The 20,053-nt window shown below is 63.0% G+C and carries 18 protein-coding genes and 2 pseudogenes; 4 read left to right on the plus strand and 16 right to left on the minus strand.

The window, feature by feature from the left end:
* Nucleotides 1-48: 48 nt before the first annotated feature.
* From QN085_RS11970 to mcpP (QN085_RS25980), 11 genes and pseudogenes are all read right to left on the minus strand, one after another.
* Nucleotides 49-2,250 (minus strand): LTA synthase family protein, encoded by a 2,202-nt coding sequence (locus tag QN085_RS11970; RefSeq protein WP_024087026.1) that lies wholly within the window; start codon nt 2,248-2,250, stop codon nt 49-51.
* Nucleotides 2,251-2,385: 135 nt separating this feature from the next.
* Nucleotides 2,386-3,666, minus strand: a complete 1,281-nt coding sequence (gene fapF, locus QN085_RS11975) for a fibril amyloid transporter FapF (protein ID WP_024087027.1) — start codon at nt 3,664-3,666, stop codon at nt 2,386-2,388.
* Nucleotides 3,667-3,712: 46 nt separating this feature from the next.
* Entirely contained in the window at nt 3,713-4,465 is a 753-nt protein-coding gene (gene fapE, locus QN085_RS11980) for a fibril amyloid subunit FapE (RefSeq protein ID WP_023660798.1), read from the minus strand.
* 46 nt (nt 4,466-4,511) lie between these two features.
* Nucleotides 4,512-5,192, minus strand: coding sequence for a fibril amyloid maturation endopeptidase FapD (gene fapD, locus QN085_RS11985; protein WP_013972457.1), 681 nt, complete (start codon nt 5,190-5,192; stop codon nt 4,512-4,514).
* Nucleotides 5,193-5,254: 62 nt separating this feature from the next.
* Nucleotides 5,255-6,706 (minus strand): amyloid-like fimbrin subunit FapC, encoded by a 1,452-nt coding sequence (fapC, locus tag QN085_RS11990; protein WP_031324312.1) that lies wholly within the window; start codon nt 6,704-6,706, stop codon nt 5,255-5,257.
* Nucleotides 6,707-6,754: 48 nt separating this feature from the next.
* Nucleotides 6,755-7,333 carry a fibril amyloid subunit FapB gene (fapB, locus tag QN085_RS11995; protein ID WP_041506056.1) on the minus strand — a complete coding sequence of 193 codons (579 nt, stop codon included), beginning with the start codon at nt 7,331-7,333 and terminating at the stop codon, nt 6,755-6,757.
* 1 nt (nt 7,334) lies between these two features.
* Nucleotides 7,335-7,769: a functional amyloid chaperone FapA gene (fapA, locus tag QN085_RS12000; RefSeq protein WP_013972460.1), complete on the minus strand. Its 435-nt coding sequence runs from the start codon at nt 7,767-7,769 to the stop codon at nt 7,335-7,337.
* 298 nt (nt 7,770-8,067) lie between these two features.
* Nucleotides 8,068-8,637, minus strand: a complete 570-nt coding sequence (locus tag QN085_RS12005) for an AAA family ATPase (RefSeq protein ID WP_013972461.1) — start codon at nt 8,635-8,637, stop codon at nt 8,068-8,070.
* Entirely contained in the window at nt 8,634-9,200 is a 567-nt protein-coding gene (pnuC, locus tag QN085_RS12010; RefSeq protein ID WP_013972462.1) for a nicotinamide riboside transporter PnuC, read from the minus strand. Before pnuC ends, QN085_RS12005 begins: the two co-directional genes overlap by 4 nt.
* Nucleotides 9,201-9,495: 295 nt before the next feature.
* Nucleotides 9,496-10,011: pseudogene (gene mcpP / locus QN085_RS25975) on the minus strand (methyl-accepting chemotaxis protein McpP); the annotation flags it as partial.
* Nucleotides 10,012-10,416: 405 nt separating this feature from the next.
* Nucleotides 10,417-11,130 (minus strand): annotated as a pseudogene (gene mcpP, locus QN085_RS25980) (methyl-accepting chemotaxis protein McpP); the annotation flags it as partial.
* Between the two features lie 299 nt (nt 11,131-11,429).
* Here mcpP (QN085_RS25980) and QN085_RS12020 point away from each other — a divergent pair.
* A complete protein-coding gene (locus QN085_RS12020; RefSeq protein ID WP_003258998.1) occupies nt 11,430-12,260 on the plus strand; it encodes an undecaprenyl-diphosphate phosphatase in 831 nt (276 codons plus the stop codon).
* Complete coding sequence (locus QN085_RS12025) at nt 12,253-12,666, plus strand: DUF1294 domain-containing protein (RefSeq protein ID WP_023660800.1); 414 nt, start codon at nt 12,253-12,255, stop codon at nt 12,664-12,666. The genes QN085_RS12020 and QN085_RS12025 overlap by 8 nt, the downstream gene beginning before the upstream one ends.
* A gap of 121 nt (nt 12,667-12,787) precedes the next feature.
* Here the strand turns inward: QN085_RS12025 and QN085_RS12030 are convergent, their stop codons facing one another.
* Both QN085_RS12030 and QN085_RS12035 read right to left on the minus strand, forming a co-directional pair.
* A complete protein-coding gene (locus QN085_RS12030; protein ID WP_023660801.1) occupies nt 12,788-13,147 on the minus strand; it encodes an MmcQ/YjbR family DNA-binding protein in 360 nt (119 codons plus the stop codon).
* Nucleotides 13,140-14,042 carry a LysR substrate-binding domain-containing protein gene (locus tag QN085_RS12035; protein ID WP_013972466.1) on the minus strand — a complete coding sequence of 301 codons (903 nt, stop codon included), beginning with the start codon at nt 14,040-14,042 and terminating at the stop codon, nt 13,140-13,142. Before QN085_RS12035 ends, QN085_RS12030 begins: the two co-directional genes overlap by 8 nt.
* Before the next feature lie 133 nt (nt 14,043-14,175).
* Here QN085_RS12035 and QN085_RS12040 point away from each other — a divergent pair, with 133 nt between their 5' ends.
* A complete protein-coding gene (locus tag QN085_RS12040; RefSeq protein WP_003258995.1) occupies nt 14,176-14,787 on the plus strand; it encodes an FMN-dependent NADH-azoreductase in 612 nt (203 codons plus the stop codon).
* A 165-nt stretch (nt 14,788-14,952) separates the two neighbouring features.
* On the opposite strand, the gene QN085_RS12045 is transcribed toward QN085_RS12040, so the two are convergent.
* From QN085_RS12045 to QN085_RS12055, 3 genes are all read right to left on the minus strand, one after another.
* Nucleotides 14,953-16,155 carry an NAD(P)/FAD-dependent oxidoreductase gene (locus tag QN085_RS12045; RefSeq protein WP_023660802.1) on the minus strand — a complete coding sequence of 401 codons (1,203 nt, stop codon included), beginning with the start codon at nt 16,153-16,155 and terminating at the stop codon, nt 14,953-14,955.
* Between the two features lie 69 nt (nt 16,156-16,224).
* Complete coding sequence (locus QN085_RS12050) at nt 16,225-16,824, minus strand: helix-turn-helix domain-containing protein (RefSeq protein ID WP_015270174.1); 600 nt, start codon at nt 16,822-16,824, stop codon at nt 16,225-16,227.
* Between the two features lie 39 nt (nt 16,825-16,863).
* Complete coding sequence (locus QN085_RS12055; RefSeq protein WP_013972469.1) at nt 16,864-18,816, minus strand: oxidoreductase; 1,953 nt, start codon at nt 18,814-18,816, stop codon at nt 16,864-16,866.
* 176 nt (nt 18,817-18,992) lie between these two features.
* Here QN085_RS12055 and QN085_RS12060 point away from each other — a divergent pair, with 176 nt between their 5' ends.
* Nucleotides 18,993-20,036 (plus strand): ABC transporter substrate-binding protein, encoded by a 1,044-nt coding sequence (locus tag QN085_RS12060; RefSeq protein WP_013972470.1) that lies wholly within the window; start codon nt 18,993-18,995, stop codon nt 20,034-20,036.
* The last annotated feature ends 17 nt before the right edge of the window (nt 20,037-20,053 follow it).

The following is a 20,053-nucleotide window of genomic DNA, read 5'->3' on the forward strand; positions in this document are numbered from 1 at the left end:
GCGGGTTGAATCGACAGGTCGCGGCGGCCCGGCGATGAGTGGTACCGTTCAGCCCGAATGGGCGATATGCCCTTCGGTCAGCTCATCCGCTGCTTCGTCTTCCCCTGGCAGTGCGGTTATCACACTGAAGTCGCTGATTTCCACCTGGCCACCACCATAGCCCAGCAAATGGAAGGAAAACGCCTTGCGCGCTGTCGGGTTGTCGAAGCTGAACTCCATCTCCAGCGGCTCGTCGGCAGTGACTTTCACTTCGTAAGGCAAGCCCAGCGGTACGTCCTGCTCCAGCTGCTTGGCCTTGAGCTGGATATAGGCTGCGCGCTTGGGGTCCAGTGAACGTACCTTGACCCGTACGCGGGTATGCGAACCCTCGGGCATTTCCAGGTACTGGGCGCCGATCAGGTTGTCGGCCCAGTCATCTTTGATGCGCTTGCGCAGCTGGATCGGCGATGGGCCGCCGAACTGGTAACGCAGGTTGAGCGGTGTCTGCAGCAGGGACTGGTCGAGCACCCCGGCGAGGGCACCGATCTGCTGGCCCAGCAGGTTGTCGCCGGGGCCAAGGTAACGTGCCTGGTCGGTGATGAAGCCCTCGCTGGCGTAACGCCGGCAGCGCTGCTGGAAGTCGCATTCGGTGAACACACCCCGGCCGTCGTGATAGCGCAGCATGCCGTTGGTGTAGGAGATCATTTCACGACCGCTGTCGTAATCGCGGTACAGCGAGCGACCGCCGAGCGCCATGGGGATGGGCAGCGCAAAGTAGTCGAGCAGCGAGGTGGCCAGGTCGATATGGCCGTAGGTGCCCCGCTTGATCCGTGGCAACTGCGCCTGCTCCGGCGCCAGGGTGAGGTTGAAGCCCCAGGACGAGGCCAGGCGCACACCGTCGATGCCGTGGGACTCGTCCGAAGTCACTACCACCAGGGTGTCCTTGAGTACACCCTGGCGTTCGAGGTTGTCGAGAAATGCACCGAGTGCATCGTCCAGGTAGGCGACTGCCGCCTGTTTCGGCGTGTCGTAGCGCTCCATGTACTCGAACGGCGCCGAGTAGGGCTGGTGGGTGCCCACGGTGAGCAGGGTCAGCATCCATGGCTTGTCCTGCTTTTGCAGCTGGCCGACGTAGTCCAGCGCACCCTCGAAGAAGGAGCGATCATCCTTGCCCCAGGGGAAGTCCAGGTAGTTCTTGTTGCGGAACCACTCCTGGCCGTGCACCGAGTCAAAGCCGATGTGCGGCATGATGCGGTCCTTGGCCATGAAGCGCAGGCCGGCACCCTGCAGGTAGTGGGTAGTGAAGCCGGCCTGGCGCAACTGCGCTGGCAGGCAGGCCTGGTTGCGTTCGTTCTGGGTCAGCAGTTCCATGCCCTTGGGCGTGCCGTTGGCCAGCTTGTCATAGTCACCGCAGAGCATCGCGTAAAGGCCACGGATGGTCTGGTGGGTATGCAGCACGTAGTCCGGGGTGTTCATGCCGCGCTCGGCCCACTGGCTGAGCTTTGGCATCAGCTCTTCGTCGAAGCGGCTGTGCAGGGCCTGGCGGTTGGGCCGCAGGTAGGCCCCGGGGATGCCTTCCACGGTGATGATCAGCAGGTTGCGGGCGTTGCCTGGCCCGGCGAGCAGCCGCTGGCCATGCAGGTCGGACTGGGTCAGGCCGGTACTGGCCAGAGGGGTGAAGGTTTGTGTGCGGCCCATCCAGCCTTCGACCTGGCGCTGCAGGTTGCCGGCCCCGGCCGAAAGCAACTGGTGGGTGAGGTTGTATTGCCGCCATTGGTCGGCGTCGGAAGGTACCAGTTGCTGGCTGCCCCAATGGGCGCCAAACAGCAGCAGCGGAATGGCCCAGGCCTTGCGTGGCAGCGGTTGGCTGCGTTGGCTACGGCTGCGCCAGGCGATGGCCAGCCAGCCCAGCAGGCCGGTGCCCATGATCCAGGGCAGCCAGGCATGGGCCAGGCCGCCACCGGTCGAGTTTTCCATGAACTGCGGGTCGAGCAGGTATGTCAGGTCAGCGCTGGTGGGCAAACGGCCGACCGCGCTGACCAGTTCGGCCGAAGCCACCCAGAGGGCCGCCCAGGCCAGCAATACGGGGAGCGCCAACCACCACGGCCGACGGTGCAGCAGCAAGACCAGCAGGCTGCCGAGTGCGAGGTCGGACAGGTAACCGAGCGGGTTGGACCAACCCAGCATGGCGCGCGTACCCAGTGGGATCACCAGTACCAGGGTCGCCAGGGCGACAAGCCGGGTACGTGGGTGGTCTGACAGGTTCTTCACGAAAACATCCCTTTTGCCATTAAATCGTCATGCAACTGTGCTTGATGATAACAGGCCGTGGCATGGAAGGCGGTCCGGGACAAGACTGGTAACCAAAGCCGGGCCCCTTCGCGCGGGCCCGGCCGAGGGCAAGTATCAGAAGTAGTAGGGGAATTTCAGGCTGAAGGAAAAGTCGGGCGCGTCATCGGTCAGACCAATGGACAGGTTGGGCACGATGGTCAGGTTGTCGGTGGCGGCGAAGGTCATGCCGATGTTGAAGTTGGCTGCGTTGTAGTCGCTATTGGAGATCGACTGCCAGTCACCGCCATCCGGCTTTATCTTGCTCTTGCGGGCGAACTGGTCGGACACCGAGAACGACATGCTCATCTTCTCGTTCAGGGCAAAGGCGATACCGCCGCCGATCTGCCAGGAGTCGCCCAGCTTCACGTCGCCGGGCACCTTGCTGTTGACCTGTGGGCTGATGTCGCTGAACGAGTCTTCCATGTTGTAGGTGTACGACAGGCTGCCGAACAGCACGGCCGGGTCGAACGTCTTGACCAGCGAGATGCCCGGCGTGATAGACCAGACGCCGTTGCCGGTCGGCAGGCTTTCCGGTACCGACAGGTTGTCGTTGCCCTCGACCTGGCGCAGTTTGATGCCATACGGGTCTTTGCCGGTCGGTGCCTTTATGCGCAAGGTAGCGACGGCGTCAGGCCAGGTCTCGTCTTCGTCGAGGAACTTGTAGGCGACGCCGACGTTGACGTCGCCAATTTCCGGGTCGCGGGTTACGGTTTCGTCCGAGGTGCTCGCCCCGGCTCCCCCCGCACCGCCGGAAGAATAGGTGGATTCGCGGTACACCACCGGGACGTTGATGTCGAACTGCCAACGCTGGGCGAGGTTGTAGCGGGCAGTCATGTCCAGGGTCCAGTTATCTGCCTTCACCCGGTCAAGGTTGATACTGCCGAGGAAGATCGAGTCCAGTGCCAGGAAGCCGTTGAGCACCAGCGCCCGAGTATCGTAGTGGGTATAGGTGACACCGGTCTCGAAGCTGAACTTGCCGCCGCCGAAGAAGCCGCTGGCCTCGTCATACAGGTTGGACACGCTCTGTGCCGGTTCGGCGTCGGCGGTCAGCGCCTGGCCATAGGAGCTGCCGGTGGTGCCCGGTGCGCCCGATGCCACCGTCTGTGCGCCCTTGACCCCTTCGGCCGGGGACCTGACCAGGCGTTTGGGCGGTGGTGCTGCCGGGGTTTCCTCGACCTGGCGTACGCGCTGCTCCAGCACCATCAGCGCTTGCTGCTGGGCTTCGTAGCGACGTTTCAGTTCCATCAGTTCCTGCTTGAGGGCCTCAACCTGTGGGTCGGAGGCGGCGTAGAGCAATGTGGCCGGGGCCAAAGTGGTCAAACACACAAAAGCTTTGAGCGATAAAGATCGGTGCATGGAATTGCCGTCCCTGCCGACTACTTTTGATGAGACTGAGCGTAGATCAGTATCCGAATGTGCGAAGACCTTTGAGCTGATCGAGGCTACCGTTCAGCGACGCGGCTGTAGGCACGCTTTCACGCATCACCACATTGAGCGTGGTGACGTTGCTCACCCGGTTGCCATTGCCCAGCAGCGTCGAATTCTGCATCAGGCCACCCTGCGCCAGGCGCTGTACGCTGCTGCCCTGGTTGTTGCTGGCATTGATATTGAACTGCACCCCTACGCCGCTGGCAGACACACTCAGCGCACCTGCGCCGTTTTCGCCCGTCAGCGTCTGGCCGTTGGCCAGTGTTTGGCCCTGAGGCTGCACGGCGGGCGCCTGGTTGGCCTTGGAGACATTGATGGCGACATCGTTGTAGGCGGTGTTGTTGTCGCCAGCGGCGCGTACCACCTGGGTAACACCCTCTGTGGTGTTGAGGCCGGCACCGCCCGTGACGGTACCGGTACCTGGTGCGGTGGTTCCAGCTGACGCTGTGCCAGTGCCGCTTTCGTCGATCAACGACACATAGAATTGCGGTTTGATGGTCGACTGCTGAATCTGCATCGTGCTCGTGGCACCGATCACGTCCCCTTTGGCATTCTGCCAGGTGCTGGACATGACAATGCCGAAACTCACGATCCGCCCCGGCATCACGTAGCGGCCACGCAGGGTCGCCAACTCATGGTCCTTCAGCTCGATGGGCTTGAACGTTTCGGCATGGGTGGGAAGGCTGACGGCCAGGCATGCGATCGCGAGCCAGAATGGGTTCTTCATTGGGGTGCTCCCCGGAGCCTCGTGCTCCTTGTCGTTGCAAGAGTCGTTAGAAGAAGTCGCTTTTGATGAAACCGAAGTCCAGCAGCTCTGCATCCTGCACCGGGGTGAAGTTGTTCACCCGGCCCTTGGCGGTCAGCGGCAGGGGCGGGTCGAGCAGGATGTTGTTCTTGTCGTAGCCTTGGCCGATGACGGCGAAGATGATGCCGTTCCAGCCCTTGAGAAAATCTTCGACCTTGTAGCGCTTGTGACCCAGTACCGGGTCACCGATATACACCCAGCCCTTGTCGACCTTCTGCATGACCACGAAGTGCTTGTAGCCGCGCACGTCCATCAGCACCACGACCGGGATGCGCACGCTGTGCAGGGTCTCGGGTGCCACCCGGTAGCCGCGGGCACGCATCCCCAGGCTTTCCACGTAGCGTTTCATGTCGAGCATCGAGAAGCCTTGCGTGCGCACCAGGTCCTGGTCGGCGTGGGCCAGCATGCCTTCGATGATCTGTTGCTCGTCCACATCCAGCCAGTAGGCCTGGCGCAGGATGGTGGCCAGCGCGGCGGCGCCGCAGCTGAAGTCGGTTTTCTGTTGCACCAGGTCGGCGAACTTGCGCTCGCGTATGCTCTGGATGGGCTTGAACACCACAGCGCCGCCCGGCAGGACGGACAGCGGCATTTGTGCAGCTTCGCTCATGCTGGCCAGGCACAGCAAAAACGCCAGGGCAATGATGCGCATGATCGGATGCCTTCCGGTTCTGTTGAAGAAAGGCCCCCCGAAGGGGGCCTCAAGCACAGCGATCAGAACGAGGTGTTGGAGATGGCCAGCGAGTTGCTCTGCTGGTTGCCCACACCGGCTGCCACGTTCACGCCCAGGTTGCCACTGCCGCCATTCACCGAACCACTAAGGGTTGCAGTGTTGGTAACAGGGTTTGCCCAGCCGGTCGGGGTCAGCACTTGGAAGGACACGGTATTGCTCAAGTCGTAGGCACTGCTTTCGCTGTAGCTCTTCGACACGTCGTTCGACGATTGAGACGATTTCTCGCCAGACTTTTCAAACGCCGATTCCGATGCATTGGCATAGGACGACTCGTGAGCCTTCTCATACGAGGAGTCGCGAGACTTCTCGTAGCTCGATTGGCGAGCCTTGTCATACGACGAGTCGAATGCCTTCTCGAACGACTTGTCGTAAGAGCTTTCCCGCGAGTGGTCGACATCCACATTGAGCGATGCATTGAGCGAGGCATCGAAGCTGTCGGTGCGAGTGCGCTCGTGACGGCCGTAATCGGTGGTCGTGGTGCGGGTCGCATCGGCTGCCGCGGCCAAGGAGGCGCTCAGGCTGGCACTGCTGGACGAACTGGAGTTGCCGGCCATCGAACCACTGGCGTTCCAGCTGTTGGAGCCGCTGGCAGTGGAACTGTGCGAGCCGCTGGCGTTCATGCTGCTCGAACCGCTGGAGTTCCAACCACTGGAGCCACTGGAGCTGGCACTTCGCGAGCCGGCCACGCTGAAGCTCGAGGACGAGCTGCGGTCGTCGGTCGAATTGAACGTGCCCTCACGCGAGCTGGAACCGCTCTTGGTGGTGGTGATGGTCAGCGTATCCACCCGGTAGGTGCGGTCGGCGCCGTTGTTCACCGTCAGGCCTGGGCCGTTCTGGTCGGCAGAGGCGGTGGCAGTGGCATTGCCCAGCGGGGCACCGGTGTTGGCGATGGCCATGGTGTTCTTCTGCTGGTTCAGGTCGCCGCCAGCGATGTTGATGCCGACGTTACCCTCCGCACCATCGGCCGAGCCGGCCATGACTGCCGAGTTCTGGGTGGACCAGTTGTCGACACGGTTGTTGTTGCTGAACTGGCGAACGTCAGCGGTGGCTTCGGCGGTGCCGAACACGAAGCTGTTGTCCAGGCTGGACTCGGACGATGCATTGGCAATAGCCGCAGCATTGTCCTGCTGGTTGCCGTTACCGGCTGCCACGTTGACACCCACGTTGCCGCTTGCACCTGTGGCCGAGCTGCTCATTTCGGCTTCGTTGATGGTGCCTTGGTTGGTGATGGTGTTACCCGTGCTGCGTTGGCTGTCCATGGCGTTGGCTGTGGCATACACAGGGATCCGGGTGGGAGGAGGGGTGTGATGCCCGTTATTGTGGTGACCATTGTGGTGCCCGCCACGCCGGTCGTTCTGATCAGCTTGTACAGCAACAGCCATGACCGCAGCAATTGCGAAAACCAGAGGCTTGATTGCCATCGAGGGTTTCATGGTGATTCTCCGTACTTTTAGGTTAAGTGTTGTTCTTAACTGGATGGGTCAATCCGCGACCCGGATGCTCAAGGTGTTGGCCATTCGGTTTCCCACCCCGGCACTCTGGTTCAACTGAATCACTCCACGGCTACCGGTGAAGGCCTGGTCACTGGTGGTGACCTGGCGATTGCCAGTTGAAGTGTCAATCGGACCGGAGTTGTTGAGCAGCGCCACGTTCTGTTGCATGAGGACGCTGTCGTCGATGCTTTGCGGCTGGGCACCGAGACTGATGCTCAGTGCGTTCGCTTGCTGGGTGTTGGCGCCGGCGCTCTGGTTGACCCCCAGGGCGCCGCTACCGTTGCTGAAGGCGTCGCCCTGTATGGTCGAGCGCGCGTCCATCGCGGAAGTTGCGGGGGCGTTCAGCCGTTGGCGGATCTGCGTGGTGGCGCCAGCCTCGGGCCCTGCGGCGAAGGCGCGCGCGTTGGCCTGTTGCTGATGGTCGCCGGCTGCCTGGTTGACCGACAGGTTGCCCTGGTAACGGCTGCCCGAGCTGTCGATGTCGGCGTTGTTGATCACGGGGACCGGGGATTGCGCGAAGGCCGATGTACTGCACAGCGTGACCAGGATCAGCAGCGTGTGCTTCATCTCACTTGCCTCCGGTCAGGATCTGCAGCGGCGCCAGGCCGCGCTGCACACTCGAGTTGACCATGTTCGAGATGCCATTTCCCGAGCCTGTACCGCGGCCACCGGCCAGGTTGGGCAGTTGGGATTGGTTATTGAGGTTGCCGCCCAGGTTGTTGGTCTGCTGGGTAATCAGGGTGCTGATGCCCGCACCGCTGCTGATGTTGGCGAAGTCGCCATCACTCAGTTCGTTGGTTTGCTTGAGGATGTGAGCGGAAGGATTGGCATTGACGGTGGTGGGGTTGGGGTCGGGTCTTAACGGCGGGACCATAGCGTTGCGTGTCTGCACATCACGGGTTATCACGATGATGCCGTTGTCGGCCTGGGCCGTCAGGCTCAACGAACCCAGCACATAGCCCATCAGCAGCAGGTGATAAAGGCGTTTGTCAGTTTTCCTCACGACGGCAACTCCTTCAATGAGCGCTGGCCCTGTTCAGCGATGTGAACGACGGAGCAGAAGGTGTGCCGCTTTCGAGAAGCGGTTTCAGATCAAAAGGTTAAGGTAGGCACCATGACAAGCTGCGGCATATTCTGTCTCAGGGCTGAAACAGGCAGCCGCGAGTGGTGCAGGCAAAGTCAGTGCTGGCCTTGATTGGAAGGGTTTTTGCAAGAGTGTTTCAGCGCCTTGACATTACTTTCGACGCCCCGCAAGACCTCATGTTTTCAGGGGCTTCGCCCCACAAGGGTGTGTCAGTGGGTTAACACTCGGTGGGGCAGGATGGCGTATTGCTATCAATGAGCTTAGCGACTGTTTGCAGTGCCAGCAACTGGCGTTGTGGCCAATTGCCCTCAATTATTTTGTACGCTTGCTCATGCCGTTGCAGCCAGTGCAGGCTGTCGTCGAAAAAGCGCTGGCGGTCGCGCAGTTCGGGCTGGCTGCGCTGGCCATCGGCAACCCAATCCACGCCTTGCGGGCTCAGCAGCAGGTGCAGGTGGTAATGCCGCGCCAGCAACGACTGTTCCAGCCAGGCCGGGCAGTCGCCGAACAGGGCGTGGCTCCAGAGCATGTTGCTGAGCAGGTGAGTGTCGAGAATCAGTAGCGACGGTGCCTGCTCACGGGCCTGGTCTTCCCAGGCCAGCTGACCACGAGCGATGGCAGGGATATCGGCATAGCAGGTGTCGCGGCGTTCCTGATCGATGAAGTGGCGCACGTATTCGGCCACCACCACGCCGCCGAAATGCGCCTGGATCACACCGCTCAGCCAGCTCTTGCCGCTGGATTCCGGGCCGCACAGCACCAGTACTTTCATGGATTGTGCCGCGCTCATGGCTGCACCAACGCCGGGTCACGGCGCCATTCCAGCCAGCCGCGCACGGCAATCAGTGTGAGCACGGCGAAGAAACCGGCGGTGAAGTACAACTGCTGGTGCAGGTACTGGCCCACGTAGACGATATCTACCACTACCCACAGCGGCCAGCACTGCAGGCGCTTCTGCGCCATCCACAGTTGTGCCACCAGGCTGAAGCCGGTCAGGGTGGCGTCCAGCCAGGGCAGGGCGGCGTCGGTCCAGGTTGCCATCGCCGCGCCCAAGGTGGCGCTCAACAGTACCCCGCCGGCCAAACCGACGAGCAATGCCGGGCGCTGCAGGCGGGTGACCTGGCGGGCGTCTTCAGCATGGCCCGGGCGCTTCCATTGCCACCAGCCGTAGACCTGCAGGATGGCATAGGCCAGTTGCAGCAACATGCCGGAGTACAGCTTCACCTCGTAGAACAGCCAGCCATAGATCAGCACCATGACCAGACCAATGGGCCAGCACCAGGCGTTCTGCTTGACCGTGAGCCAGACAGCGGTGACGCCGAGGACGGCGGCGATGAGTTCAAGGCCGGACATCGGCGATCCTTGGAGACTACGAGGAGGGGCGCGATTGTAGCTGGTCGGCCAAAGAAGGTGTAGGGCGTTGGGGCCTTTGGGGCCACTCCCATAGGACTGCACATAACTTTGAGTCAGCAGGGATCCTGTGGGAGCGGCTTTAGCCGCGAACACCGGCGCAGCCGGTGCCAAGCACTGCACTGGGTTCTTCGCGGCTAAAGCCGCTCCCACAGGGTACGCGGATTGCTTGCAATTTCAGTTATCTAGGCGACAGCGCAGCCCAAAGGGCTTGGCCATCTCCCACTGGGGCTTGGCCTTATACGCGGAACTGCCGCAACAACTGCTCCAGCTCTTCGCTCAGCTGCCCCAGCGCCATCCCGGCATCGCTGGACTGCCGCGCCGCATCGGCGGTCTGCTGAGACAACCCGGCAGTATCCAGCACGTTGCGGTTGATCTCTTCTACCACGTGCGACTGCTGCAAGGTGGCGCTGGCGATGGAGGCATTCAACGCCGTGAGGTTGTTCAGTGATTGGTTGATGGCATCCAGGCTGGCACCGGCCTCGCGGGCCTGCTCGACCGTCTGGCGCGAGGCCTCGCTGCTGGTGTCGATGGCTTTGACCGCAGCGTCCGACTGGCTTTGCAGGTGCTCGATCATGGTATGGATCTCGGCAGTCGACTGCGCCGTGCGCTGGGCCAACAGGCGCACCTCGTCGGCGACCACGGCAAAGCCACGGCCCTGCTCTCCGGCCCGCGCCGCCTCGATGGCCGCATTCAACGCCAGCAGGTTGGTCTGTTCGGCGATGGAGCGGATCACATCCAGTACACCACCGATGCGCGTGCTGTGCCCGGCCAGTTCACGGATCACCTGCACGGCCTGGTCGATGGTCAGCGACAGCCGGTCGATCTGCGCCAGGCTGCCGTGAATGGCCTCCTGGCCGTGTGCCACTTGCTGTTGCGCGGTACGCATTTCACCAGCGGCCTGCTCGGCGGTCTTGGCCACGTCTTGCACGGCGTAAGTCACTTCGTTGACCGCAGTGGCCACCTGGTCCATCTGCAGCGACTGTTGGGCGCTGTGCTGCTGCGCGGCACCGGCGTTGTCGCCGACATGCCCGGCGGACCGGGCCAGGGCATGGGCCGCGCCTTGTAACTGGCCGACCACGCCTTGCAGCTTGCCATTGAAGCGGTTGAAGTGCTCGCCCAGGTGGGTGATTTCGTCACGGCCGTGAGTATCCAGGCGTCGAGTCAGGTCGCTTTCTCCACTGGCGATGTTGCCCATGGCCTGCACTGCTTCCTGCAACGGGCGGGCGATGCTGCGCGCAATCAGCATGACCACCAGCGCCATCAGCAGGGCGATGGCCACGCCCACCAGCGAGGCGTCGCGCAACTGGCGGGTGAATTCGGCCTGCACGTCATCGACGTACACGCCTGAGCCGATGATCCAGCCCCAGGGCTTGAACAGCTGGATGTAGGACGTCTTGGCCACCGGCTCGCTGGCACCGGGCTTGGGCCAGCGGTAGTTGACCGGCCCGGCGTCCTGCTGCCGAGCCAGGGCGACCATCTCGTTGAACACGGCAAAGCCGTCGGGGTCGCGGATGGCCGACAGGTCCTGGCCGTCGAGCTTGGGGTTGGCCGGATGCATGATCATCTTCGGCCCCAGGTCGTTGATCCAGAAGTAGTCATCGTGGTCGTAGCGCAGCGCCCGCACCACTTGCAGCGCCTGTTGCTGGGCCGCTTCACGGCTGAGCGTGCCGGCTGCCTCCAGCCCTTGGTAATAGGCCAGCACACCGGCTGCGGTCTGCACCACGTGGCGGGTTTTCTCCGCTTTGGCCTGGTACAGGTCACCGTGGATCTGGCGCAGCATCAGCAGGCCCAATACCACCAGCATGGCCACCGCCACCAAAAGGATCAGCCACAGACGGCGGCTGATAGACATCGATCTCAGGGTTTTCATACCACAGCTCCCGCATTGTTCTTTTTATTCAGGCGCATCCAAGCATGCTTTGCGCGAGGCCCCCACACGACTAATGGCTAAGTGCTATCCATTCAATAGTCTGCAGCAGTTTGTACAAGGTGATTGCGAAGGCGCTCTGCTAGGATTTCGGCCGCGCAAGATGAAACCTTTAGGCGGCGTGAACTTTTCTACTGGCATTACGCCCAACAGTCGCTGTAAAACAGCCGGGCCGCGCGCGGCAATTTCAAGCAAATCAAGAACAAGGGGCCTGCAACGAGCAGTGCTCCATCGGGGGAACGATGGATTTTTGGACTGCCTTCCAGGCAATCATCTTAGGCGTGGTCGAAGGGCTGACGGAGTTTCTGCCAATCTCCAGTACCGGTCACCAGATCATCGTCGCCGACCTGATCGGGTTTGGTGGCGAACGGGCCATGGCTTTCAACATCATCATTCAGCTGGCGGCGATCCTGGCGGTGGTGTGGGAGTTTCGCGGCAAGATCTTCGACGTGGTCTTCGGCCTGACCAGCCAGCCCACGGCGCGGCGTTTCACCGGTAACCTGTTGCTGGCGTTCCTGCCGGCAGTGGTGCTGGGCGTGCTGTTCGCCGACCTGATTCACGAATACCTGTTCAACCCGATCACCGTGGCGGCTGCGCTGGTGGTGGGCGGGGTGATCATGCTCTGGGCCGAGCGCCGCGAGCACCGTGTGGAGGTGGACCACGTGGACGACATGCGCTGGAGCCACGCGCTGAAGATCGGCTTCATCCAGTGCCTGGCGATGATCCCGGGCACTTCGCGCTCCGGTTCGACGATTATCGGTGGCCTGCTGTTCGGCCTGTCGCGCAAGGCAGCGACCGAGTTCTCGTTCTTCCTGGCGATGCCGACCATGGTCGGTGCGGCGGTGTATTCGGGCTACAAGTACCGCGACCTGTTCCAGCCCGGCGACCTGCCGGTATTTGCCATTGGCTTCGTGACCTCGTTCATCTTTGCCATGATTGCCGTGCGTGGCCTGCTCAAGTTCATTGCCAACCACAGCTACGCGGCGTTCGCCTGGTATCGCATTGCCTTTGGCCTGCTGATTCTGGCGACCTGGCAGTTCGGCTGGGTTGACTGGGCGACGGCCCATGGCTGAGGTGGCACGGGGGCAAAGGGTGGAGGGCGTACGTAATGTGCGCCTGAAGCTGCTGCTGTTGGGCCTGCTGTGCCTGCTGCCCGCCCTGGGCGCGGCGCGCATGGCCTGGGTCGACCAAGCCTGGTGGCCGCTGGCGTTGTACCCGGCAATGAGCCTGATCAGCCTGCTGCTGTATTGGCAGGATAAACAGCAGGCGCGTACCCAGGCCTGGCGTACGCCCGAGAAGGTGCTGCATGCCAGTGAGCTGCTGGGCGGCTGGCCTGGTGCACTGCTGGCGCAGCAGCTGTATCGACACAAGACCCGCAAGGTGTCGTACCAGCTGGTGTTCTGGGGGATTGTGCTGGTGCACCAGGTGTTTTGGGCGGACTGGCTGTTTCTTGGCGGGCGGTATCTGCCCTTCAGTTGATATGTGACTGTGCCGGCCCTTTCGCGGGTAAACCCGCTCCTACAGGTACAGCACAAGACTTCAGACCAGTGGAGAACCCTGTGGGAGTGGGTTTACCCGCGAAAGGGCCGGCACAGGGAATTCACAATAGCAACCCCACCTGCAACCGCTTTGGCAACCGCCGCACCACTAGCTGGTGCGAGCGCTGCAACAGATCACACAGCTCCTCACGCCCCATGGGGTAGGGCGATGCCATGCTGATCCACCGCGCCCGTGCCAGATACGGCGCAGGCCGCACCCCCGGGCGGTCGCAGTAGCCAAGAAACAGTTCGTCGGCCACTTTGAACGACAACCCCGCACCCGCCAGGTCGAGCACCGCGAACATCTTGTTGCCCGCCACCGAGAACACCCGGATGCCGCCCCATTTGTAGTCTTCCCGTGCACCCGGCAGGCTCAGGCAGAACGTTGCCACCTGGGCTTCGCTCATGTTTCGCTCAGACATACTTTTCTCCACAGGCCTCGAACGACGCCGCCAGGTGGTCGATCCATACCCGTACCGCAGGCAGCAAGCCGCGCCGGTGCGGGTACACCGCCTGCAGGTAGCCACCCGGCAGCGACCAGTCCGGCAGCAGGCGCACCAGTTCGCCGCGCGCCAGTTCTTCTTCACAGAACATGCTGGGCAGCGCGGTAAACCCGAGGCCTGCCCGTACAGCAGCATTACGTACTACGAAATCATCAATGGCAAGGCGCGGTTCCAGGGCGATTTCCTGCTGTTTGCCGTGGGGGCCGAACAGGCGGAAGTGTACCAGCCGATCCGCCTCGGCAGCGCCCAGCACCGGCAATGATGCCAGTTGGCCCGGTTCGCGGATGTGGTCGGCGAAACCGGGCGCTGCAACCAGTTGCATCTGCGCCTGGCGCAGGCGGCGGGTGACCAGGGCCGGGTCTTCATCGCCCAGGTCGCGTACGCGCAGGGCCACATCGATTCCTTCGGAAATCAGGTCGACCCGGCGGTTGAGCAGCACCATGTCCAGTTGCACCAGCGGGTACTGCGCGAGAAAGCGGCTGATCACATCCGGCAGAAAGGCGTGGGCCAATGCCACCGGGCACGACACCCGCAAGCGCCCGCGCGGTTCGCTGCTCATGCTGGCCACGGCTTCGTCGGCGGCTTCGGCTTCCAGCAGCATGGCCTGGCAGTGGTGCAGGTAGCGCTCGCCCACTGCGGTGAGCTTCAGTTGCCGTGTAGTGCGTTGCAGCAGGCGCGTGCCCAGGCGTTCTTCAAGCTCGGCGATACGCCGCGACAGGCGCGACTTGGGGATGCCCAGCTGGCGGCCGGCTGCGGCGAAACCGCCGGCTTCGACCACGCGGGCGAAGTAGAAAAGATCGTTGAGGTCTTGCATGGGAATGTCTCACTGTTCCACCAGTAGGACAAACTAACGCATTTTTGCTGCCTTATCAGCCATTGTTGATGTCGGTAGGATTCTCCCCATCGTGATCGCCCAATGTCGCGGTCTTCATTCACAGGAGAATCCCATGAAACTGTTGCACATCGATTCGAGCATCCTGGGCGACAATTCCGCCTCCCGCCAACTGAGCCGTGAAGTGGTCGAAGCCTGGAAGGCCGCCGACCCGAGCGTGGAAGTGGTGTACCGCGACCTGGCCGCTGACGCCATCGCCCACTTCTCCGCGGCTACCCTGGTAGCGGCTGGCACCCCGGAAGACATGCGCGACGCAGCCCAGGCCTTCGAAGCCAAGCTGAGCGCGGAAACCCTGGAAGAGTTCCTGGCTGCCGATGCCGTGGTGATTGGTGCGCCGATGTACAACTTCACCGTGCCGACCCAGCTCAAGGCCTGGATCGACCGCGTTGCCGTCGCCGGCAAGACTTTCCGCTACACCGAAGCCGGCCCGGAAGGCCTGTGCGGCAACAAGAAGGTAGTGCTGGTGTCCACCGCCGGTGGCCTGCACGCTGGCCAGCCGACTGGCGCCGGGCATGAGGACTTCCTCAAGGTATTCCTGGGCTTCATCGGCATCACCGACCTGGAAATCGTCCGCGCCCATGGCCTGGCTTATGGCCCTGAGCACCGCAGCCAGGCGATCGATGCTGCCCAGGCGCAGATTGCCAACGAGCTGTTTGCTGCTGCCTGATCCTGCTGTCTTGCGCAAGCTTCAAAGGCTTGCGCGAACTCTGTGGGAGCGGCCTTGTGTCGCGAAAGGGCCGCAAAGCGGCCCCAGAGATCTCGGTGTAAACGCTGACATCCTGGGGCCGCTACGCGGCCCTTTCGCGACACAAGGCCGCTCCCACAATCAACCTCAGGCCACTGGAATAGCCGGGTCAGCCGCTGCTAGCGCCGCAGCACGTTCGGCCGTCGGCGGATAGATCCACACTGTATTGATCTGCGCCTTCAACACCTTGGCTTCGGCCTTGTCCTCCGGTGGCGACACCGTGCGTTCCCACCCTTCGGTATACACCGCCCCCCAGGCCCCAAGGTCCAGGCAGGTCACGTACTTGGGCTGGCTGTAGGTCTTCGGTGCCACGCCAATCAGCTCGGCTGCCGCATTGTTGCCCGCATGACGCCCCAGCGGAATCGCATGCTGGCAGGACATCACCGCATGATTGCCAGCCTCGTCGCAGGCGGCGTAGGCCACATCACCCGCCGCGTACACGGCATCATTGCCTTTCACCTTGAGATTGCCATCGACATGCAAGCGGCCCTGACGGTCGCGCTCGCCACTGATCTGTTCGGTGAGCGGGTTGGCCTTGAAGCCCACGGTCCAGATCACCGTGCTGGCGTCGATGCGCTTGCCGTTGTCCAGCACCACGCCGGCAGAATCGACCGAGGCTACCGTGGCACCACAGATCCACTCCACGCCAAGGGCCTCGGAGGCCTGTTCGATGGCTGGGCGGATGCCGTCACCCAGGGCCGCACCAATCCTCGCGCCACGGTCGACCACCACCACGCGCAATGCCGCGTCCTCGCCGAGGATTTCGCGCAGGCGGGCCGGCAGTTCGGTGGCGGTCTCGATGCCGGTAAAACCTCCACCGGCCACCACCACGGTATTGCGCGCCGGTGTGTCGGGCAGGTTGGCCAGTGACTTCAGGTGGGTTTCCAGGCGCGCGGCGCTGTCGAGCTTGTCGACATCGAACACATGCTCGATGCCGACCATGTCGGGCCGGTTGAGCACGCTGCCGCAGGCCATGATCAGGCGGTCGTAGGGCAGGGTGCATTGGGTTCCGCTGCGGGTGCGATAGCCCACACGGCGGGCCGCTTCATCTATATGAAAGGCCGTGCCCTGCACGAAGCGGACGTTGGCGGCATCGAACAGCTCCTGCAACGGCGCGGCCATGGTATGTACGTCGGGTTCGTAGAAGCGCGGGCGCACATGCAGCTCGGCCTGGGGTGCAAGCAAGGTGACCTCGACATCCTTGCGGCCATGGAGGTCAAGCTGGCGGGCGGCGCTGAGCGCGCTCCACAGGCCGGCAAAGCCCGCGCCTATGATCAGGATCTGCTTCATGGTTGTGCTCCTCTAAAGTTCGGTTAACAAGGTAGACCCTGTTGCTGGATGTTGGGGAGCGAGCATGCTTCAGAATGTTGGCGGCGTGATCACCCAGATCACCACGGCATCGACTTCACCGGGGTTGCCGTAGCGGTGCGGTTCCTGGCTCGAGAAGCTGAAACTGTCCCCTTCACCCAGCTGGAAATGCCGCTCGCCCACCCACAGCTCGAAGCTGCCGCTGAGGATGTAGCCGGCCTCTTCACCGTCGTGGCTGTAGCTCTGTTGGCTGTAGCTGCCCGGAGGGAAGCGCGAATGCAGGATTTCCAGCTGACGGTTGGGCTGGGGCGTGAGCAGTTGATCGACGATACCGTCTTCGTAATGCACGCTCAGGCGGCTGTTGCGTCGTACCACATAGCCCTGGTCTTCGGGCGCAGTGATGGCTTCGCTGGCGAAGAACCACTGGATGGTCACCCCCAGGCTGCGGGCGATGTTGAACAGCGCCGGAATCGATGGATAGGAGAGGTTGCGCTCCAGCTGGCTGATGTAGCCGGCGGTCAGCTCACTGTGCGCGGCCAGCTCCGCCAGGGTCATGCCACGGCGCTTGCGCAGGCCGCGAATGCGGCTGCCGAGAAACTGCGGCGCGGCGCCCCCGGCTTCGCTGGCGGGGGGCTGGGGGAGTTGGCTCATGCATGTCGGTCCATCGTAAAAGCCGCAGTATGTACAGCCTCAGAGCGCCCAGGCAACCGTCAGGCCATCGTGAATCGCTTCTTCGGCGGTACGCGGCGCCAGGCAGTCGCCAATGCGGCGCACCTCGACCAGGCCGGCCAGCTCCGTTGCCAGGCGGTCTTCCGGTTGATGGCCCTGGCACAGTACCAGGGTGTCGATTCCTTCGAAGATCATCGGCTCGCCGCTGGCGGTGTGCTGCAGGTACACCGTGTTGTCGTCGCAGCCATACAGGCGGGCATACGGTGTGATGGGAATACCCAGGCGATGCAGCTCGCCGGCCAGTTGGTCGCGCACGTACAGCGGCAGGCTTTCGCCGCAATGGGTGCCATTGACCGCCAGCTGCACTTGGTGGCCGTCGCGTACCAGGCGTTCGGCGATGCCGGGGCCGATCCAGTCGCAGCGCCAGTCGATCACCAGTACCGAGCGGCCCGGTTTTGCTTCACTGCGCAGTATTTGCCAGGCATCCACCACCTGTAGATCACCGGTGCGCTCGAAGGCCGGCCAGTAGGGGGTGGCACCGGTGGCGGCGATCACCAGGTCGGGGCGTTCCCGTTCGACCAGTGCGCGGTCGACCCGGGTGTTGCGCACCACTTCCACGCCCGCCAGGGCCATTTCCCGTTGCAAGTTGGTGCTGGCGCCACCGAACTCGCTGCGCCGTGGCAGCAACTGGGCCAGCAGCACCTGGCCACCGAGCTGCGGGCCAGCCTCGTACAGCGTGACCTGATGCCCGCGCGCAGCGGCCACGGCGGCGGCTTTCATGCCTGCGGGCCCGCCACCGGCCACGAGGATGCGCTTGGGGCGGGTGGTGGGTGGCAGTTGCTCGTACTGCAACTCGCGGCCAGTCTCCGGTCGCTGGATGCAGGAAATGGGCAGGCCGCGGTGGAAATGGCCGATGCAGGCCTGGTTGCAGGCGATACAGGCACGTACGTCCTCGACCTGGCCATGCTCGGTCTTGTTGGGCATCTGCGGGTCGCATATAAGCGCGCGGGTCATGCCGCAGACGTCGGCCTGGCCACGGGCCAGGATCAGTTCGGCTTCCTGGGGCTGGTTGATACGCCCGGTGACGAACAGCGGGATGCCCAGGTGTTGTTTGAAGGTGCCGGCCTCACGGGCCAGGTAGGCCGGTTGAATGGCCATCGGCGGCACGATATGCACGGCGCCGCCGAGGGACGCCGACGTGCCGGCAACGATGTGCAGGTAGTCGAGCTGGCCTTGCAAGGCAACCGCTGCGGCCAGCGATTCGTCCTCGCTCAGCCCCTGGCTGTCGCGCTCGTCGGCACTGATGCGCAGGCCGATGATGAACTGCTCGTCGGTAGCCGCGCGGACGGCGGCCAGCACTTCGCGCAGGAACCGCAGGCGCTGCTCCAGCTCACCGTTGTAGCCATCCGAGCGCTGGTTTACCCGCGGGTTGAGGAACTGCGCAGGCAGGTAGCCATGGCTGGCCACCACTTCAACGCCATCCAGCCCGGCCTGGTGCAGGCGGCGGGCAGCGCTGGCATAGCCCTGGACGATCTCGTCGATCATCGCCTGGTCCAGCGCGCGCGGCATCACCCGGAAGCGTTCATTGGGTACCGCGGACGCCGAGTAGGCCACCGCCAGCAAGCCGTCCGCCGACTCCATGATCTCCCGCCCGGGGTGGAACAGTTGCGACAGCACCACGGTGCCATGCTCATGGCAGGCCTCGGCAAGCTGGCGGTAGCCGTCGATGCAGGCATCGTCGGTGGCCATCAGCACATGCGAGGTGTAGCGAGCACTGTCATGCACCCCGGCCACCTGCAGCACGATCAGGCCGACGCCACCGGCGGCGCGGGCGCGCTGGTAGGCGATGAGCTTGTCGTTGACCAGGTTGTCGGTAGGCAGGCAGGTGTCGTGTCCGGTGGACATGATGCGGTTCTTCAAGCGTTTGCCGCGGATCTGCAAGGCTTCGAACAGATGAGGGAAGGCGGTCTGCATACAGGCGGCTCCGGTGCGATGTTGTTCTTGTTTTTTTATAAAAGTGTAGCGCCAGTAAAAAATCAACTTGTTTTTTTACTGATCGGCGACTAGGTTTTTCTCACCCTCGTGGCGAGGGCGTGACCTCACAACAACAAGAAAACGGGCCCCTCGGGCACCGGCAGGAGGCAACTACGATGCAGGTATTCCCACGTGTAAGCAGCCTTTGCGCAGCGTTGCTGGCCATGGGCCTGGGCAGTGCGCAAGCGGCACCGCAGATGGTGGTGGTCGGCTATGGTGGTGCCGGCCAGAAAGCTCAGGACGAGGCGATCTTCAAACCGTTCAGTGCCCAGGATGGCAGCAAGCTGATCCAGAGCGAGTACAACGGCGAGATGGCACGGATCCAGGTAATGGCCGACACCGGCAATGTCGACTGGGATGTGGTGCAGATCGAAGGGCCTGACCTGATGCGTGGCTGCGACGAGGGCATCTACGAGCAGCTGGACTGGCAGCGCATGGGCCATGCGGATGAACTGATTGCCGATGCCGCACAGGCCTGCGGCTCGGCCGCGCTGGTATGGAGCGTGGCCATTGCCTATGACCGCAGCAAGCTGGCGCAGGCGCCTGCGTCGTGGGCCGACTTCTGGGATGTGAACAAGTACCCTGGCAAGCGTGGCCTGCGCAAGCGTGCGGTGTACAACCTGGAGTTCGCCCTGATGGCAGATGGGGTGAAGGTCGAGGATGTGTACCAGGTACTGGCCACCCCGGCAGGGGTCGAGCGTGCCTTTGCCAAGCTCAGCGAGCTCAAGCCGTATATCCAGTGGTGGGACGCCGGCGCCCAACCTGCCCAGTGGCTGGCGGCGGGAGATGTGGTGATGACCTCGACCTATAGCGGGCGCATCGCCGTGGCGGCCCAGCAGGGCAGCCCGCTGGCGGTGGTCTGGCCTGGCAGCCTTTATGGCATGGATTACTGGGCGATCATCAAAGGCTCGCGGCATGTCGACCAGGCCAAGCGGCTGATTGCCTACGCCAACCAGCCGGACACCCAGGTGCGTTATGTGCAGCAGATTCCCTATGGGCCGACCAACACCCAGGCGGCGGCGAAGCTAGACTCGTCCCTGGCCAGCTGGGTGCCTACTTCGCCGCAGAACCTGCAGGGGGCGTTGGCGATGAATGTGGAATTCTGGGTCGACCATGGCGAAGAGCTGGAACAGCGCTTCAATGCGTGGGCCAGCAAATAGCGTACTGCAAAGGTATA

Origin of the sequence: Pseudomonas sp. M2(2023), from assembly GCF_030263955.1 — a bacterium.
GTDB classification, from domain to species: domain Bacteria; phylum Pseudomonadota; class Gammaproteobacteria; order Pseudomonadales; family Pseudomonadaceae; genus Aquipseudomonas; species Aquipseudomonas asiatica.

Excerpts from the sequence above, each read along its gene's own strand:
- QN085_RS12040 (WP_003258995.1), top strand. The coding sequence starts at position 14,176 with ATGAAACTGTTGCACATCGATTCGAGCATCCTGGGCGACAATTCCGCC.
- fapF (WP_024087027.1), bottom strand. The coding sequence starts at position 3,666 with ATGCACCGATCTTTATCGCTCAAAGCTTTTGTGTGTTTGACCACTTTG.
- QN085_RS12005 (WP_013972461.1), bottom strand. The coding sequence starts at position 8,637 with ATGAGCGCGGCACAATCCATGAAAGTACTGGTGCTGTGCGGCCCGGAA.
- QN085_RS12055 (WP_013972469.1), bottom strand. The coding sequence starts at position 18,816 with ATGCAGACCGCCTTCCCTCATCTGTTCGAAGCCTTGCAGATCCGCGGC.
- QN085_RS12045 (WP_023660802.1), bottom strand. The coding sequence starts at position 16,155 with ATGAAGCAGATCCTGATCATAGGCGCGGGCTTTGCCGGCCTGTGGAGC.
- QN085_RS12020 (WP_003258998.1), top strand. The coding sequence starts at position 11,430 with ATGGATTTTTGGACTGCCTTCCAGGCAATCATCTTAGGCGTGGTCGAA.
- pnuC (WP_013972462.1), bottom strand. The coding sequence starts at position 9,200 with ATGTCCGGCCTTGAACTCATCGCCGCCGTCCTCGGCGTCACCGCTGTC.
- fapB (WP_041506056.1), bottom strand. The coding sequence starts at position 7,333 with ATGAAGCACACGCTGCTGATCCTGGTCACGCTGTGCAGTACATCGGCC.
- QN085_RS12025 (WP_023660800.1), top strand. The coding sequence starts at position 12,253 with ATGGCTGAGGTGGCACGGGGGCAAAGGGTGGAGGGCGTACGTAATGTG.
- QN085_RS12030 (WP_023660801.1), bottom strand. The coding sequence starts at position 13,147 with ATGTCTGAGCGAAACATGAGCGAAGCCCAGGTGGCAACGTTCTGCCTG.
- fapD (WP_013972457.1), bottom strand. The coding sequence starts at position 5,192 with ATGCGCATCATTGCCCTGGCGTTTTTGCTGTGCCTGGCCAGCATGAGC.
- QN085_RS12050 (WP_015270174.1), bottom strand. The coding sequence starts at position 16,824 with ATGAGCCAACTCCCCCAGCCCCCCGCCAGCGAAGCCGGGGGCGCCGCG.
- QN085_RS12035 (WP_013972466.1), bottom strand. The coding sequence starts at position 14,042 with ATGCAAGACCTCAACGATCTTTTCTACTTCGCCCGCGTGGTCGAAGCC.
- fapE (WP_023660798.1), bottom strand. The coding sequence starts at position 4,465 with ATGAAGAACCCATTCTGGCTCGCGATCGCATGCCTGGCCGTCAGCCTT.
- QN085_RS12060 (WP_013972470.1), top strand. The coding sequence starts at position 18,993 with ATGCAGGTATTCCCACGTGTAAGCAGCCTTTGCGCAGCGTTGCTGGCC.
- fapC (WP_031324312.1), bottom strand. The coding sequence starts at position 6,706 with ATGAAACCCTCGATGGCAATCAAGCCTCTGGTTTTCGCAATTGCTGCG.